Source organism: Tolypothrix sp. PCC 7601, assembly GCF_025677855.1.
Taxonomy (GTDB): domain Bacteria; phylum Cyanobacteriota; class Cyanobacteriia; order Cyanobacteriales; family Nostocaceae; genus Aulosira; species Aulosira diplosiphon.
The window spans coordinates 1,528,723-1,546,032 of sequence record NZ_CP064879.1; the positions used below are offsets into that span (position 1 = coordinate 1,528,723).

Here is a 17,310-nt window from a genome sequence, read left to right on the forward strand (position 1 = left end):
GAGGGCACAAATATTATGATGACCCTACTGACTTTAGGCGATCGCAGCTACTTTATCTAATAAGCCTTGAAACATCCGTAAACCATCATTACCACCTAACACGGGGTCGGAGGCTCGTTCAGGGTGTGGCATCATCCCTAAAACGTTGCCTTGGCGGTTACAAATTCCAGCAATGTTATTTAACGAACCGTTGGGATTCTCACCTGCGTAGCGGAAAACCACTTGCCCGTTATCTTCCAATTCTGCGAGGGTAGCTGCATCAGCGTAGAATCTGCCCTCTCCGTGAGCAACAGGCACAGTGATAATTTCATCATCTGAGTAACCCTGCGTCCAAGGCAAATTGGTACGCTCAACTTTCAGAGGAAGGCGATCGCAGATAAAATGCAAATCCTGATTTCTGGTTAATATACCTGGCAGCAATCCTGCTTCAGTTAATACTTGAAACCCGTTGCAAATACCTAAGACATATTTCCCCTTTTGGGCATGTTCAACCACCTGCTGCATCACAGGCGAAAAACGAGCGATCGCACCACAACGCAAGTAATCCCCGTAACTAAAGCCACCAGGGATGACAATCACATCCAAATCAGCAATATCCGTCTCTTGATGCCAAACCATGCGAGTTGGTTGCTGTAGTAAGTCTCTGGTGACATAAGCAACATCGCGATCGCAATTAGAACCCGGAAAAACAACAACACCAAATTTTGTCATTTGTTATTTGTCATTTGTCATTTGTCATTTGTCATTTGTCATTTACTATCCCAAACACCAATCCCCAAACCTAAAACACCCCTGTCTGCGTTTCGACTTCGATTAATTCAAAGCGATAATTTTCAATTACCGGATTTGCTAGCATTTGGTCACAGATGTTATTCAGTTCTTGGCGGGCTTTAGCCTCTTGGGTTGAGGTGATGGTTAATTCAATGTACTTACCAATCCGCACCTGTTCTACGTTGTCGTATCCCATTTGTTTGAGGCCAGATTGTACAGCCACACCAGCTGGGTCTAAAACTGAGGGACGAAGTGTCACGAAAATTTTAGCTAAATACTTACTTTGCACGGGCTTAACGCTGAATGCTGCGATCGCTATACTATAACTTTCTGTTCCAACTGAGTGAAAATAAGATTAGGAAGCGACTACAGTTAATTTATCAGTTAGCCAGTATGAAGGCTTCAACCACAGCGGCAAATTCAAATAATTGTCTATGAGAGCCATACGCACCCGCAGTCAGGATAAAATTTTGAACCTGTTGAAAAACATTAAACAAGGTATTTCCGCGCAGGATATTTACGTTGAATTACGTAATCGCAATCAGAGTATGGGATTAGCAACTGTTTACCGCTCTTTAGAAGCCTTAAAAATGGAAGGTCTGGTACAAATCAGAACTCTAGCAAATGGTGAAGCCCTCTATAGCCTAGCGCAACAAGATAAACATCACCTCACTTGTCTGCAATGCGGTGTCTCTATTCCGATTAATCAATGCCCAGTACATGACTTAGAAGAGAAGTTGCAAGAAAAGCATAAATTTAAAATTTTTTACCACACGCTTGAGTTTTTTGGTTTGTGTACCCAGTGTCAGAGTAACCAGGCGGCTGAGGTGAATGAGTAGGGAAGGGGGAATGGGTAATGGGTAATTGGTAATTGCTATTATTCGCTTGTGCTCCTTTCTGCCTCATCTACCTTATCTACCTCATCCCCCCATCCTATGCAAATGTGAAATTGGGTAGGCATTTAGTAATACACTGAGAACGGAAAACCTCTCTGGCAGTGATTTTCATGTCGCTCTCAAGGAAATGGAATTTTTTTTATACTCTTTCTTATCTGGAAATAGCGCGATCGCCCCAGAAAAAATATGCGTAAAATCAAAATCCTTTCCTGTGGTTTGCTGTTTCTGGCTTGTCCAAGTCTCAGTTATGGATCTGAAGGGTTAACCTCTAGCTATTCTCGAGAAGCGATCACAGAAGCAGTTACGCCAGTGCGATCGCCTATCAGTACTGAAGCTAGAGATTTGCAAGGACAAGTACCGCTAATCGCTTTCCCAGATATTCCAGCAAAGAAATTGCAAAAACAGCGAGACGCAAATTTTTTGTGGCTCATGAGTGACAATTCAACTCAGAATGTGCAGCCAGAGGTGCCGCTTTCCCCATTACAAACACCGCCAACTCAATTGCATAACTTGGAAACAGCCAATCAATTACCAAAGGGTGTAGTGCAGTTGGAAGCTGGTTTTTTGCAAGTTCTGCCAACGGATGCTTCTGTTTCAGGTACAGGTTTACAAACCTATCAGTTAAATCTCGACTGGGGAATTACAGACAATTTCCAGATAGGTTTTACTGGCGATATTTTCGATGATTATTTAAAATGCCCAGTGAGAAGCGAATGTCCTTTTTTCGCAACTATTAGTTATGGCACTAAGCTAAAGTATCAAATTCTCAACCAGAATTCTTGGGCTGTTGGTCTTGCAGGCGCGTTTCAGTTATTACATATATCTTCAGATACCGGGATTTTTAAGAATAGCCCCAACCAACCATTTTTTAATGTGAGGCCAGTTGGCGCTTTACACTTGCCAATTACCTACAAAGCATCTCCCAATCTGCAATTACATTTCACCCCAGGAGTTGTTTTCTTTCCAGATAAAGTTGCCGGGGGAGATTTTTTTGGGACTTTTTTCAATATTGGCACAGGGTTTAGCTGGCAAACTTCCAAAAGAGTTAACTTGTTTGCCAATATACAAACTCCCTTGGGGCCAGGAGGCAATACTTTCATTGCCAAAGACCGCTCTATCACTCGTAAATTACTTTGGACTGTGGGTATAGATTATACCCTTAACCCCAAAATAGGGGCAGAGGTTTATGCTACCAATAGTTATGGTGCTACACCGACCACAGGCTTGTTAGGCTTTATTCCTGATGGCGATGATTTATTATTGGGTGTTCGCGTCAAGCATGTTATTGATTTGGGGCAAGGGTATGCAGCTAATTTTAGTAATTTTCCCCGCACCACACTTGCCTACCGCGATCATACATTGCTATTTGATGGTCTGACACTGTCAACGGCAAGTACTCTACCAACTAGTAATTTCCAATTTAGAGGCGGGTTAGGTACACATGGTAGTTCTAGTTTTGCCCTAGCCTATGGCTTAACGGAAGATTCACAGTTAGAGCTGAGTGTCGATCAATTTGCTTCAAGCGATCGCTTTTCCGAAAGAGATATATCTGGGCCGGGAATCAAAATTGGCGGTGCCATAAAACTCAAGTTTTTCGACCAAGCAAGAGGGGATGGAGTCACCCTCAGTGCTAAACTGGCAGGAATTAGTGAGACAGCATTGCAAAGAGGTGGTATCAATGGCACTCTGTACGTAGAGTTGCCTATCACCTATCAACTCAATTCCCAAACTGCCATTTCCATTAATCCCAAGGGAGCATTTTTTGGATCGACTAGGCGTATAGGGATAGGGATAGGAATTAATCAGGCGATCGCAGATTGGCTGCAATTGATTGGAGAATTCACCCCGGTTGTAGATGGCAAAAGCAGTACTTGGGCCACAGGCTTGCGCTTCTTACCCAGTTCTCGCTTCGGATTAGATATTTTTGCTACTAACGCCATTGGGCAAAGTGGCTTAGGAAATTTAAACGCAGAACCAGACGGTACAAATTTTGGTTTTAGCCTCATTTGGGGAATTTGAAATTTGGGCATGGGGCATTGGGCATTGGGCATTGGTAATGAGTAATTGGTAGATATTTCTCCCCTGCTCCCTGCTCCCTATCCCCTTGCCTCACCCCCGATGATTAATCCCCGGTAATTCCTGCCCATCAGCAATAATGGACTTTATACCTTCTAAGGTAGCGGGAATACTGCGTGGGTCGATAAACATGACCTTGCTGCTATCGCTTTTACCAATTGTCGCGCCCATATCTAGATAACCCAAAGCAAATAAAACTTCCAAAGACTTTTGAACGTCGGGGTTGTTTTTGATTTTTTGGGCAATAATTTCTGCAGATTCAGCAATAGCTTGGGCTTTGAGAACTTGCTGCTGACGTTCAGCTTGTGCCCTGAGAACGATCGCTTTTTGTTCGGCTTCTGCTTGTAAAATTACAGCTTTTTGCCGGGCTTCTGCGTCTAGAATTTGGGCATCGGCTTTACCTCTAGCGCTATTAACAGCAGATTCGCGATCGCCTTCTGATGTTAAGATGGATGCCCGTTTGCGCCGTTCTGCCGACATCTGTAATTCCATCGATTCTTGCACCGCCTTCGAGGGGATAATATCTCGCAGTTCTACCCGCGTGACTTTCACACCCCAGGGATCAGTCGCAATATCCAAATCCCGCAAGAGAAGTTCATTAATTTGAGAACGGGCGGTAAAGGTTTCATCTAACTCCAGTTGTCCCATTTCCGAACGAATTTGAGTTAACACCAAATTCACCATCGCCGACTGGAGATTTTCTACTTTGTAATAAGCCCTTTCCATATCCATGATGCGCCAGTAAACTACGGCATCAACTGTGATGGAAACGTTATCACGGGTAATACACTGTTGTGGCGGAATATCTAAGACTTTTTCGCGAATAGTTTGCTTGTAGACAATCTTATCGAGGAAAGGAGTAACAAAGTTTAGCCCAGGGCCTAATTTTTTGTTGTAGCTACCCAATTTTTCCACTAAGGCTTCATCACCTTGATTAATAACTTTGACTGAACCTGCTAAAGCAGAACCTCCAAGAGCCAAAAATATCAGTAACAAGAACTGTTCCATAATAATTCTCCTAATTTTTCTGTAGGGATTGGGGAACTCGGGGCCCCCTCTGGGGATAAGGGGTAATGGGGACTGGGGACAAGGGGAGAAAATTCTAATTACCAATTACCAGTTACCAATTACCAATTACCTATGCCCAATGCCCAATGCCCCATGCCCAACTACGAATGCAACAAATGTTCCGGCATCACAATCAAGGTGGTGCCTTCTCTGCGGACAATATAAACCCTTTGATGAGATGCAACGCTGAGTTTGTCATCGTCACATCTTGCTTGCCAAGAATTTCCTTCGTATAGTACCCGGCCTGTTTTCCCAGGCGGAATTTCTGTTAGAGTTTCAGCTGTAATTGCATCTTGGATGTTTGATTTACGTCGTCGTGGTTGTAAAAACCTGCGAGAACCCACAATTAGCAATGTGGACAGCAACAGCCAGGCTATAACTTGCAGCCATACAGTCCGCAGAATGAATTGAGACAGTAGCGCCACAATAAAAGCGCTAATTCCCATCATGAAAGCGACAAAAGCAGACGGCAAGAACAGTTCCATTAAACATAAAACTGCTCCTGCTAAGAGCCAGATTACGGTATAACTTGGCATAGCGTCATCCTAAGACGTTACATTTGCGTAAATGTATTTCTCCTATTAGATCCACCTAGAGGCTGGCTGTTTCCAAAAGACAAAATATGGTATTTTAACCATCAATTTTGATTAATTTCCGTAACAACATGTAGCCAGAGGTACAAAAATCCAGTCTATTCTAGCCCTTAAGTATTTGACAGCAATATGTAATCGAAATTCACGACTTAGTTTGTTTCCTAAATTTATACCATTATGATTTCTACTCAACAGGTCATTTATTGCATCAATCCAGACTGTACTAGTCCTATTAATTCTTTAGAGAGTCGTGTTTGCGCTAATTGCCAGACTCCCTTAGTTCATCGCTATCTTTGGGCGACTGGCCCAAAAGCAGCAAAAATACCACCAGGAACAACGGTGGCAAATAGATATGAGGTTATTACGCAGCAAGTTTGGTTAGATACGCAACCGGGGCTACTACCAGATATCCCAGAAGAATTGCCAAATGAAGTGCTTGCTTATTTGCGGTTATATTATGAGCGATTGCATATCCCCCAAGCCTATGGATATATTCCAGAATTTGAGGGCGGTGGAGATCATATCCTGTTACTGGAAAATGTACCGATCGCAGAAAATGGCAATGTCTATCCGGCGATCGCAGATGCATGGGAACAAGCAACAGCAGTCAGACAGGTTTATTGGCTGTGGCAAATTCTCCAACTGTGGAAGCCGTTATCAGAATTAGAAGTTGCTAACAGTTTACTCATGTTAAACAACCTGCGGGTACAAGGTTGGTGTATCCGCCTGTTAGAACTTCACCAGACACAAGAAAATTTAGTGAGTTTGCAAGATTTAGGCCGATTTTGGCAACCTTTGGTAGCATCTGCAAAACCAGCCGTAGCCGGAAAGTTGCAGAACATCGTCAAGCAGATGTGTACACAGGAAGCTGATTTGGCAGAAATTACTAATCAACTCAATGCCTTATTACTTTCAGCCGCAGCAGACTTACCATTTAACGTGGAAGTTTTGGGTGCAACCGATGCGGGGATGCAAATGATCACAAATGAAGATGCTTGCTACCCTGCTAATGTTAACGATTTAGAAGAATTCCTCGTACCACAGTTATCAATTGTTTGTGATGGTATTGGCGGTCATCAAGGTGGTGAGGTAGCTAGTCAACTAGCAGTACAATCCTTAAAATTGCAAATCCGTGCCTTATTAGCAGATGTTTCACAAGAAGGTCAAATTGTCAAGCCTGACTTGTTTGCAGAACAACTAGAAGCCTGCTTAAGGATAGTAAATAACGTTATTTGTGCCCGTAACGACGAGCAAAACCGCCAAGGTAGAGAACGCATGGCCACAACCCTCGTGATGGCATTGCAAGTGCCGCAGCGAGTACAGACTACCTCTGGTAAGGAATCTAAAAATGCCCATGAACTTTACCTAGCTAGTGTTGGCGATAGCCGTGCTTACTGGATTACCCGTAATTATTGCCAACTTCTAACAGTAGACGATGATGTCGCAGCGCGGGAAGTCCGTTTTGCTCGCAATTTTTATCGTCAAGCATTAATGAGACCAGATGCAACAGCTCTTACCCAGGCTTTAGGAGCCAGAGATGCCGAATCTCTTCGGGTTGAAATCAGGCGCTTCATTTTGGAAGAAGATGGCATCTTGTTGTTATGTTCCGATGGTTTAAGTGACAATAACTGGGTAGAACAATCCTGGCAACAATACGCAGTTCCAGTGTTAACTGGAAAACTAGCTCTTGAAGATGCTCTCCAACGCTGGATTAACTTAGCTAATCAGAAAAATGGTCATGACAATGCATCTGTAGTGATGACCTTATACGGCATTTCCCGAGAATACTTAATTTCTTTAACTTACAAACAACCACAAGTAGAAATCATCGAAGCAGAACCATCCGAAGCAGCGATCCCAGAAAGTTCACCAGTCCTAGTAGATTTGGATATCACCGCCGAAGAAGCTACCTCAACCCCAGCAGAAAAACCCAGCCGAGGCAAACCTGCGCTGTTGGTTGGCGGATTATTATTGTTGCTTCTGGGCGGAACAACCATCGGCTTATTCGTCTTATCCCAATTCCAGCCACAAACATTCCAACAAATGTGTCGCCAACTTCCCCCAAGCGTACAGCAGGTATGTCCTAAATAGGGGTTTGGTAATTGGTAATTGGTAATTGGTAATTGGTCATTTGTCATTGGTGTTTGTTATTTCTCCCTCATCTTCCTCATCTCCCTCATCTCCCTCATCTCCCCAATCCCCAATCCCCAATCCCCAATCCCCAATCCCCATTACCCCTTATCCCCAGAGGGGGCCCCGAGTTCCCCAATCCCCAATCCCCAGTCCCCAGTCCCCAATCCCCAGTCCCTAATCCCCAGTCCCCAATCCAATTCACAACACCAACTTGTTGTAGAATGAGACTTGGCGTTAAAGCGCAAAATAACAGCTAAAGCGGGTTTTGCTTACCCGTGATGCAGATCATCCTCAACAAAACGCTTCTGAGACACGCCTAGAAGTGAACAAGTTCACTGAGCAGGCAATCATGGTGTAGATTTTTGTCATCATCAGATAGTCTCTTATTGGGTAAATCTCGTTTTTGGCAAGCTCTTTGGCAGAGTTTGTTTAACAAGTGGTTAGGATGAAAAACTAACTCACAATCAAAAGATCAGACCTGTTGCTAAAGCATTAGGTGAGTCTAATGTTGCTAATTGATCGACAACAAAGCCTGCATGGCAGGCTTTGTTCGTATAGCAGTTACGGAAGCATTCAACAGCCAGTCTGTACAGATGTGATCAAAAGTGTGACTGTTGCCAGCAGTCTATTTTTCAAAAAAGCTAATTCAGTAAGGGATGGCTGTGGAGATACTTGTGGAACAGGAAAAGCTAGGTGTAAATGTTGCTATGAAAGTTGGCGATCGCGTTCGTGTTAAAGAATCGGTAGTAGTTTACCACCATCCTGAACATCGCGGTCAGGGTTTTGACCTTAAAGGCTCAGACGGTGAAATTGTATCTATTGTCACCCAATGGCAAGGTAGACCTGTAAGTGCCAATCTGCCAATCTTAGTCCAGTTTAGTAAAAGATTTAAAGCTCACTTACGCGAGAGTGAATTAGAAATCATCTAAATCCCTCAGGAGCGGCGAAACCATCGGAAAATATTCAATTCGCCGCGCATTCTTTCTAGTTCTTGACGGTGTTGCATTGCTGTTGTATAATACCACTCACAATGTTGCCGAAATTCTGAGCGCTCCCTAACTTCATGGTAAAACTGGTGAGTTGTTTGATAAGCAGCAAAGGTTTCATCAACTTCGCTGGGAGTCGCAGGAATAATATAAGGTAAATTTTTAGACATAATATCAGGGAGTGCTGATTCCTGAGAAATTTAATAAAAGTCAAGAGTCAAGGGTCAAAGGTTAAAATCTTCACCTAGGAACTATGTATGTATAACCTTTGAATCAGATCTAAAAATCAAAGCTTTGTGACTATTGAAATTATAGCGATTGCAAATTAGACTTCCGAAATTCAAACTACTGCTTATACTACTCAAAACTTAGAACTCAGCACTGTCTAGAGCCAACCCCGCAAACTATATATAAACAAACCAACGTATTCTTTTAAAGCGCTGGTAAATTCGTTTAAATTATTAGTATCAGGTAGTAAATTCAAAATAGCGGATTTAGGGCTATTACCCAGTTCTTGCATTTCGCCTGCACTGACTAGAAAATCAGTAGGTGCTGGAATCGCATCAATTCCTTGACGCTGAAAAATTTTGAGCGATCGCGGCATATGCATTGCCGAAGTGACTAATAATACTTGCTTGATGTTACGCGATTGCAAAATTTTCTTGACATTTACGGCATTTTGATAAGTATTGAGCGATTCCGGCTCTTGCACAAGCGCAGTAGCAGGTATGCCAACAGACGTGAGAATATTTGCCATATCTGCCGATTCAGAAGTACCGCTACCACGCCAATCAATTCTACCGCCGCTAAGGATAATGATCGGGGCTTTTTGTTGACGATATAGTTGAGCAGCATAAATCACACGATCGCCCTGTTCGCTTAAATCAGCACCGGGACGGGGCCAAAAAGCCGATTTAGTAGCACCACCCAAAACCACAATAGCTTCCGCATTCGGTATTTGAGCAGTTGCAGTATTTTGCCATTCTAGCGATCGCACTAGTAAATGAGAGATCCAAGCATTGCTGCAAAATAGCAATAAAAATAGGGATAAAGCAATTGCGATCGCAGCCGTGCGCGGTCGTTTCCATATTGTTATTAATGCTACTACCAAGCTAATAGAAGCTAATCCCAGCGGATAGAAAAATAGCGGTAGCAACTTGGAGAGATATAAGAACATATTGGGGATTGGTAATTGGTAATTGGTAATTGGTAATAGGAAAAAATGACCTTTGACCAATTACCAAATTCTACCGTTCCCAAAACTTTAAATTGATACCTCCGGGTGTACGGCGGAAACGTCGAGCTATTTTTCTAGTGCGCCTAACATTGCTTCTAGGACTGGGTTGCTCGTCCTCAATTTCTTCTGTAGGTTCAAGGGGTAACTGAGTTCTAGTTTCTTCTTTACTTCCCCACCAAGCAATCATCCAGCCACCGCCCAAAGCACCTAATGCCCCTAATAAGATACTCATCGGTGCTGGATATCCTAACCAGCTAAAGCCAGCTAAGAACAATAACCAATATTTCAGCGCTGCATCAATCCCCTCGGAAGAGTCTACAGACTGCGGTTGAGCACTGTTCTTACCGGCTGCGGTGATCCAACCTAAGGTGAAACCGCCAATGATTCCTAAAAAGATACTGAGGGATAGCGAAGACCCTGTCATCTTTAATATCAGGGTTAAAATTAAGCCAAATATCAGTTGCGATAGGAAGTTTGGCGACATATTCATGAAGTCTTTTTTCTGTGCCATGAGATAAACCAGGCTATTAGTGAATAATTTCTTTTAATTGTGCCTGTTGTGGCTGAGTTGTATCCAAAATCTTAAGGTAGGGTTTTTCTGTCTCAGTAAATTCTTCAAATAGTTTAATTTGGGATGCTAGTAAATCGGCGGTAGCATCAGCAATGTCCCCAGTACGCTTCAGCAGACGTTCTTGTACAACTTCTAGCGGTGCTGTGCATTGAATAATCTGGAGAGGAATTTGGTGTTTTTCGGCTTGGGTAATTGCCTCTTGGCGTAGCTGTTGTTGGTCATATTTGGCATCCAAAATTACGGAAAAACCTTGATTAGCAAGTATAGTCCCTAATTCCAACAGCCGTGCATAAGTTTTCTGAGTCATTTCGGGTGTGTAGATTTCATCCCCGCCTCGTTCCATCAGGGGAATTCCCGCTAAGTGTTTTCTGACTGCATCTGAACGCAGGTGAATTGCGCCGATTTCACGGGCTAAAGACCGAGCTGTGGTACTCTTACCAGAACCAGACAAACCCGACATTAAGAACAGTTGCCCTTGTTTGGGTTTAGTATATTCCCAAGCTAGCTGATAATATGTGGCTGCGGTTTTTGTCGCCTGTTCTTTTACTGCATCTGGTACAGCTGGATCATCTAACAAAAATGAAGTGACTTTTGCTCTCACATAAGACTGACGAATTAAATATATGGGTAAAATCTGTAAGCCTTCCCAATCGCCAGTCTGTTCTACATAAGTATTTAAATAAGCATTACTCAAGTCTTTTCGCTGCTGTGCTTCTAAATCCATCACCGCATAAGCAATATCGAACATGACATCTACAAAGCGGAAGGGTTCATTAAATTCAATGCAGTCGAACAGCAGGATTTGATTGTGCCATAGAGCGATATTTCTCAGGTGTAAATCGCCATGACATTCGCGAATATAGTTATTTTTAATTCTGCTGGCAAATAATTCTCCTCGTTCTGCAAAAAAACGCTCAGTGTATGCTTTGGTTTCGTCAAACTGTTCCTGAGTTTGAGGCCCACCGATATATTTCTCGGTTTGCACGTAATTTTCATCAAACGCCTCCCGAACTTTAGGAACTTCACCAAAACTGCGAATATAATCATTTGTCTCAGTTTTGGCGTGATATTGCGCTACTATCCGTCCCAATTCTTCCAGGTGCGTTTCATTTAACTTACCTTGCTCAAATAGGCTGCTAAACAGCGCCTCTTGAGGAAACTGGCGCATCTTCAGCGTGTATTCTACAGCCTCACCTGTTCCTCCGAGATGGTATTGCTCGCTTTCTAGAGTTAGAGGTAAGACTTCTAAATACAATTCACCTGCACCGCGCTGATTTAAGCGCAATTCTTCTTGGCAAAAATGTTGTCGCTTTTCTAAGGTGGAGTAGTCTAAAAAGCCAAAATTCACAGGCTTTTTCAATTTATAAACATAATCACCAGTGAGCAGCACATAGGAAACATGGGTTTGAATCAGTTGAATAGGTTCTGAAACTGCATGAGGATAAAATCCTGGCTGCAACATTTGCTGAATTAAGGCGGGAAGAGTTGCTTCTGTCATATTTGTTGGGGAATGGGAATGGGGAATGGGGAATGGGTAATGGGGAATGGGTAATGGGGACAAGGAAGAAATTATCAATAGTCTTTGAATGTTGACTTTTGACAAGCACCAAATGCCCAATATCTAAAAACTATATCCTTAATATATAGATGTGGTTTTTATACTTCATCCTTGAGACTTCATCCTTCTACTGCCGCTGATAGCTTAACAAAAAACCAGGGTGTTACCCCTGGCATTATCAGCAATTATCACAAAATTTAGGTAGCAAAAAAGATGAAATATCTTCCGCAATTAGCTTTGAGGAGTGGCAAAAAAGCTGACGTGGTAGGTTGTACCTTTTGCGGGATGGGTTTGAACTTCCCGAACTATAGTTTTACCAGTCCACTCAAGCTCGGGAATGGTGAGTTCAACTTCTGTTTTGTTGACAACAGCGTGTTTGAGCAAGCGCTCAACGGTTTTTGCTTCAACTACTAAAGAAATTGATTCTGCGCCTTTGTGACCGTATAAATTAGCGGGAATTAATCCAGAACGACGCAAAGCTTTAGGCTTGCTGCCTTCTGGTCTGGTTTTAGATTCGACTGTGAGGCTCATACAAGTTGTTAGTGGTAATTTGTCAATTGTCAATTGTCATTGGTCAATTGTCATTTGTCATTTGCTGATGACGAAACGACTGATGACTAGTGCTAGGCGCTGAGTAAAGAGACAGGTGTACCGTCAGGCTGTAACAAAGCACGTTTTGGCCCGTGGATTGGGTCTTCTACAATTATGGTTTGATCGCGGCTAGCTCCTAAGGAGACAATCGCGATCGGGACTTCCATCAATTCTGCTAAGAATTTTAGGTAGTCTAGGGCTTGCTTGGGCAAATCTTCCAGGGTACGGCAGTTACTTGTCGAAACTTTCCAACCTGGTAAGGTTTTGTAGATGGGACGACAGCGAGCAAATTGACGCGCACTGGTGGGGAAGTGTTCGCAGCGTTCGCCATCAATTTCGTAGGCGACACAAACGTTGATTTCCTCTAGTTCATCGAGAACATCTAGTTTGGTGATTGCTATACAGTCCATACCGTTAATCCGTACGGCATACCGACCGATTACAGCATCAAACCAGCCGCAGCGACGCTTCCTACCAGTAGTTGTACCAAATTCAGCACCGCGATCGCACAACAATTCTCCCAATTCACCTTGTAGTTCGGTTGGGAAAGGCCCTTCACCAACGCGTGTTGTGTAAGCTTTCGACACCCCAATTACCCGGTCAATCATTGTCGGGCCTAAGCCTGTGCCAACGCAAGCCCCCCCAGCTACAGGGTTAGATGATGTGACGTAGGGATAAGTGCCATGATCTAGGTCTAGTAGCGTCCCTTGTGCGCCTTCAAATAAGATATTGCGCCGTTTGAGAATCGCATCATATATTTTCAGCGAACTATCAACGACGTAAGGCCGCAACCGTTCAGCATAACCCAAATACTCTTGAATTACCTCTTCTGGGTCAAGAGGAGGTAGGTTGTAAAGCTTTTCTAAAATTGCGTTTTTATAATTAATTGTCCACTCTAACTGATCGCGCAATCCTTCAGGGTCCATCAAGTCTAAAACTCGGATACCTGTGCGCTCAGATTTATCAGCATAGGTGGGGCCAATACCCCTTCCTGTAGTGCCGATTTTGTGGCTTCCCCGACGTTCTTCTGATGCCTGATCGATTAATCGATGGTAAGGCATAGTTACATGGGCAGTCTCGGAAATTAGCAGATTATTAGTAGAAATATTTAAACTTTCTAATTGATCTAGTTCTGCTATTAAAACTTTGGGATCGATGACTGTACCACAGCCGATAATGCATTCGGTATCTGGATACAAAATACCAGAGGGAATCAAATGTAACTTAAAGGTTTGACCTTTAACTACAATTGTGTGTCCAGCATTGACACCCCCTTGGTAACGGACAACTACATCTGCGGAGCGGCTGAGTAAGTCAGTTATTTTACCTTTTCCTTCATCGCCCCACTGGGCACCTATGACAATAACGTTAGCCAAGCTTTTATTTTATAGAGCTAAAGTTTCCACAAACAATTATTATTTACATAATATGTAACTTATGTCAAGAAAATTGCAAAATTCTCAATCCAACAAATTCATCACCTAGCAAACAGTAACCTATTCACTTAACCAGAGGTTATGAGTACATACTTACTCATGAGGTTATTTAATGGTTAGGCGTGAAAAGTTGTGAGCATCTCAAACAATAAATTATGGAATTAATGTTTGATTTTGGAAACTAATCAAAATCTTTCAATATCTCTAGCAGCTATTAATCATGCCCCAAACCTGATATCCACGCATTATTTGATAATTCTAGGATTTGGAATCCGCGAATATTCATCAATTATCAATAGTTATGCTGTAGAAAATCATTTAAGTAGTCAGTAGTTATGCTATTAACAGCTTCTATTTATCTAGCTGAAACAACTTGCGGATCAACAATAAATTTTGTATTATAGTTTTTAATACTAATAGTCGCAAATAATTGTATTAATCATCAATCATTTACACAAAAAAACTTGTCCCGATTTTCAATTCTGGAAAAATCTAAAAATTAGATTTCATCTAACTGAAAACCGCTAATAAAGTAACTTTTATAGCGGTTTTTCTGTCTCAGTAATCACCTAAAATTGCTAACAATGAATAATTCATACCACTATTCGCGATGGGATACATCTCAGTGTAAATATTAAAAATTGTCCTGTGTTCAAAGTGGTATCAAGATTTTTGACTGATCTTAGGTATTCAATTTTAAATTTACCGCATTGGGGATATCACCAGCATTGAAGGCGATCGCATGATGAAATGGTCTGTCATCCAAAAGCTGAAAGCAGTATTTATTCTAGTCTTGGCGGTTTTGTTTACGAATGCTGTAGTTTCCCATAGCACTACGATGCAACTGGTACAGAATTGGCAATTAATAACACACTCCCAAGAAATTATTACTCAAGTTCAAACGCTACTGACAACGCTAAACAATGCTGAAACGGCACAGCGTAACTACTTAATAACTATAAGCACAAATAACTTAGTAACCTATTTACAAGCAAGTCAACAAATTAATAATAATATTCAAATTCTCAAACAGCTCACTCAAGCGCAACAAAATCATCAATGGGTTGCTGTACTAGAACAAAAAATTACTGACAGACTCAACATCTTGCAAGCAGAAGTTGTTGTTTTGCAAAACCAAGGGTTTGATACTGCAAGGCAATCAGTGTTGTCTCATCAACAGGAAATGCTGAGTCATGATATCCCAAGATTTATTCATGAGTCTTTAGCAAGTGAGCAAAAAATATTACAACAGCGCAATCAGCAGTTACAAGTGACTTCTCGTAAGTCAATGGCGACATTTTTATTAGCTGCTATCATCGATTTTTTATTGGTGGCTTTGTTATATGACTTGTTATGGTGTTACATCAAGCGGCTTCAACAGACAGAATTAAATTTACGTCAAAGTGAGAATCGGTTGCGAGCAATTATTGATGCAGAACCAGAGTGTCTGAAGTTAATTGCTAAGGATGGTACCTTATTAGAAATTAATGCCTCTGGCTTGGCAATGTTGGAGCTAGAAAGTGCAGAAAATTTGATTGGGCAAGCATTTACTGCGACTATTTTACCAGAGTACCGAGAAGCCTTTGTATCTCTACATGAACGTGTTTGTCAGGGCTATAAAGGGAATTTAGAATACGAGATTGTCGGTAGTCAGGGTACTCGTCGTTGGTTAGAAACTCATGCTGTACCACTACATAACGAAGCTGATGGTACATTTTTGCATTTAGCGGTAACGCGAGATATTACCAAGCGCCAACAAGCAGAACAGAAAATTCGTGAACAGGCTGCACTTTTAGATGTTGCAACTGATGCAATTGTAGTCAGAAATATCCACAACCAAATATTATTTTGGAATCAAGGTGCTGAAGGCGTTTATGGCTGGAAGGCTGAGGAAGTTTTAGGTAAAAATGTGGTTGATTTGTTATACAAAGATAGTTCACCACAACTAGAAGATGCATTTTTAACAGTCTTACGTGCAGGTGAATGGCGCGGCGAATTGCAGCAACTTACAAAACAGGGGAAAGAAATTATTGTCGAAAGCCGCTGGACACTCATGCGGGATAGTCAGAATCAACCAAAATCAATTTTGAGTGTCAGTACAGAAATTACTCAAAAGAAACAACTAGAAGCACAGCTTTTGCGATCGCAACGGTTAGAAAGTATTGGTACTCTAGCAGGTGGGATTGCCCATGACCTTAACAATGTTCTAGCTCCTGTGCTAATGTCAGTTGAACTATTGCGGATGAAATTACCAGACCAACAAAGTCAACGCATTCTGCAAACCCTAGAAAGTAATGTTAAACGTGGCGCTAATTTGCTCAAGCAAGTGTTGTCTTTTGCTCGAGGTATTGAAGGCAAAAAGACAATTGTCCAAACTAGACTTTTGATACAGGAAATTGAGCAAATTATCCAACAAACATTTCCTAAATCGATTACCTGTCAAGTAGATTTATCAGCAAGTCTGTGGTATGTGTTTGGCAATACCACTGAACTGCATCAAGTGCTGATGAATTTGGTAGTGAATGCCCGTGATGCCATGCCCGACGGTGGTATCTTGAAAATTAGTGCAGAAAATGTGGTAATTGATGAGAAATCAACCCTAATTAATATTGATGCTCAAATAGGCGCTTATATTGCTATTTCTGTTAGGGATACGGGTACGGGAATACCACCAGAAATTCAAGAGCGGATTTTTGAACCCTTTTTTACCACAAAAGAGGTGGGTAAAGGTACAGGATTAGGACTATCTACAGCCATTGGTATTATTAAAAACCATAATGGTTTTGTCAATGTCAATAGTAAAGTTAACCAAGGCACAGAGTTTCAAGTATATTTACCAGCATTTAGTAATAGCACTCAACCTCTGCATACCCCCGAAATTGCAGCACCAACAGGAAATGGTGAATGGATTTTGCTAGTTGATGATGAAGCCGCCATTCGAGAAATTACCAAATCATCCTTAGAAAAACATAATTATCAGGTGTTAACTGCTAGCAATGGCATTGAAGCCGTAGCAATTTATGCTCAGTATCAACAGCAAATAAGCGTAGTGTTGCTAGATATGATGATGCCAGTAATGGATGGTGCGATCGCAATTCGCAAATTACAAACAATTAATCCTCATGTCAAAATTATTGCTTTGAGTGGACTATTATCCCCTCAGAACATCAAGGAAGTTACTGATATGGGTGTTAGTGCATTTTTATCTAAACCCTGTACTAGCAACGAGTTATTACAAACAATCGCTAGAATAAAAGTCCTTGGTTGTTGACTGTTAACTGTTGACTGTTAACCAATGAGTTAATGACAACTACTGAACATCGAAACAAATAAATTAACCTTACCTTTATACAATCTCCCTAAAGGTATAGATTTTTTTTCCCGAAGTTCTTGT

At 41.8% G+C, this 17,310-nt stretch carries 15 protein-coding genes; 5 read left to right on the forward strand and 10 right to left on the reverse strand.

All coding sequences use genetic code 11. The features are described from left to right. Positions 1 to 33: 33 nt before the first annotated feature. Entirely contained in the window at positions 34 to 711 is a 678-nt protein-coding gene (gene purQ, locus HG267_RS06295; RefSeq protein ID WP_045871649.1) for a phosphoribosylformylglycinamidine synthase subunit PurQ, read from the reverse strand. Between the two features lie 70 nt (positions 712 to 781). Continuing rightward, positions 782 to 1,060, reverse strand: a complete 279-nt coding sequence (gene purS, locus HG267_RS06300) for a phosphoribosylformylglycinamidine synthase subunit PurS (protein WP_045871650.1) — start codon at positions 1,058 to 1,060, stop codon at positions 782 to 784. Positions 1,061 to 1,205: 145 nt separating this feature from the next. On the opposite strand from purS, the gene HG267_RS06305 reads away from it, so the two are divergent. Both HG267_RS06305 and HG267_RS06310 read left to right on the forward strand, forming a co-directional pair. After that, positions 1,206 to 1,610, forward strand: a complete 405-nt coding sequence (locus HG267_RS06305) for a Fur family transcriptional regulator (protein ID WP_045871651.1) — start codon at positions 1,206 to 1,208, stop codon at positions 1,608 to 1,610. 243 nt (positions 1,611 to 1,853) lie between these two features. Then, positions 1,854 to 3,686 (forward strand): DUF5777 family beta-barrel protein, encoded by a 1,833-nt coding sequence (locus tag HG267_RS06310; protein WP_045871652.1) that lies wholly within the window; start codon positions 1,854 to 1,856, stop codon positions 3,684 to 3,686. A 90-nt stretch (positions 3,687 to 3,776) separates the two neighbouring features. Here HG267_RS06310 and HG267_RS06315 read toward each other — a convergent pair whose 3' ends face one another. Further along, positions 3,777 to 4,751, reverse strand: coding sequence for an SPFH domain-containing protein (locus tag HG267_RS06315; RefSeq protein WP_045871653.1), 975 nt, complete (start codon positions 4,749 to 4,751; stop codon positions 3,777 to 3,779). 161 nt (positions 4,752 to 4,912) lie between these two features. After that, entirely contained in the window at positions 4,913 to 5,347 is a 435-nt protein-coding gene (locus HG267_RS06320; protein WP_045871654.1) for an NfeD family protein, read from the reverse strand. Positions 5,348 to 5,581: 234 nt separating this feature from the next. Between HG267_RS06320 and HG267_RS06325 the strand changes: the two genes are divergently transcribed. Together HG267_RS06325 and HG267_RS06330 are read left to right on the forward strand one after the other, a co-directional pair. After that, complete coding sequence (locus HG267_RS06325) at positions 5,582 to 7,495, forward strand: protein phosphatase 2C domain-containing protein (RefSeq protein WP_045871655.1); 1,914 nt, start codon at positions 5,582 to 5,584, stop codon at positions 7,493 to 7,495. 698 nt (positions 7,496 to 8,193) lie between these two features. After that, entirely contained in the window at positions 8,194 to 8,466 is a 273-nt protein-coding gene (locus HG267_RS06330; protein ID WP_045871656.1) for a ferredoxin-thioredoxin reductase variable chain, read from the forward strand. Between the two features lie 5 nt (positions 8,467 to 8,471). Here HG267_RS06330 and HG267_RS06335 read toward each other — a convergent pair whose 3' ends face one another. The 6 genes from HG267_RS06335 to HG267_RS06360 all read right to left on the reverse strand — a co-directional run bounded on the left by HG267_RS06335 (position 8,472) and on the right by HG267_RS06360 (position 13,856). Then, on the reverse strand, positions 8,472 to 8,693 hold the full coding sequence (locus tag HG267_RS06335) for a hypothetical protein (protein WP_045871657.1): 222 nt from the start codon (positions 8,691 to 8,693) through the stop codon (positions 8,472 to 8,474). Positions 8,694 to 8,908: 215 nt separating this feature from the next. Further along, a complete protein-coding gene (locus HG267_RS06340; protein ID WP_045871658.1) occupies positions 8,909 to 9,700 on the reverse strand; it encodes a YdcF family protein in 792 nt (263 codons plus the stop codon). Between the two features lie 70 nt (positions 9,701 to 9,770). After that, positions 9,771 to 10,271 (reverse strand): hypothetical protein, encoded by a 501-nt coding sequence (locus tag HG267_RS06345; protein WP_045871659.1) that lies wholly within the window; start codon positions 10,269 to 10,271, stop codon positions 9,771 to 9,773. 16 nt (positions 10,272 to 10,287) lie between these two features. Next, the gene (locus HG267_RS06350; protein ID WP_045871660.1) at positions 10,288 to 11,829 is read right to left on the reverse strand and encodes an AAA family ATPase; all 1,542 of its coding nucleotides are present in this window, start codon (positions 11,827 to 11,829) and stop codon (positions 10,288 to 10,290) included. 291 nt (positions 11,830 to 12,120) lie between these two features. Next, positions 12,121 to 12,420, reverse strand: a complete 300-nt coding sequence (gene rplY, locus HG267_RS06355) for a 50S ribosomal protein L25 (RefSeq protein ID WP_045871661.1) — start codon at positions 12,418 to 12,420, stop codon at positions 12,121 to 12,123. 92 nt (positions 12,421 to 12,512) lie between these two features. Then, complete coding sequence (locus HG267_RS06360; RefSeq protein WP_045871662.1) at positions 12,513 to 13,856, reverse strand: adenylosuccinate synthase; 1,344 nt, start codon at positions 13,854 to 13,856, stop codon at positions 12,513 to 12,515. A gap of 802 nt (positions 13,857 to 14,658) precedes the next feature. Between HG267_RS06360 and HG267_RS06365 the strand changes: the two genes are divergently transcribed. Further along, positions 14,659 to 17,187 carry a PAS domain S-box protein gene (locus HG267_RS06365; RefSeq protein WP_052335265.1) on the forward strand — a complete coding sequence of 843 codons (2,529 nt, stop codon included), beginning with the start codon at positions 14,659 to 14,661 and terminating at the stop codon, positions 17,185 to 17,187. Positions 17,188 to 17,310 lie beyond the last annotated feature (123 nt).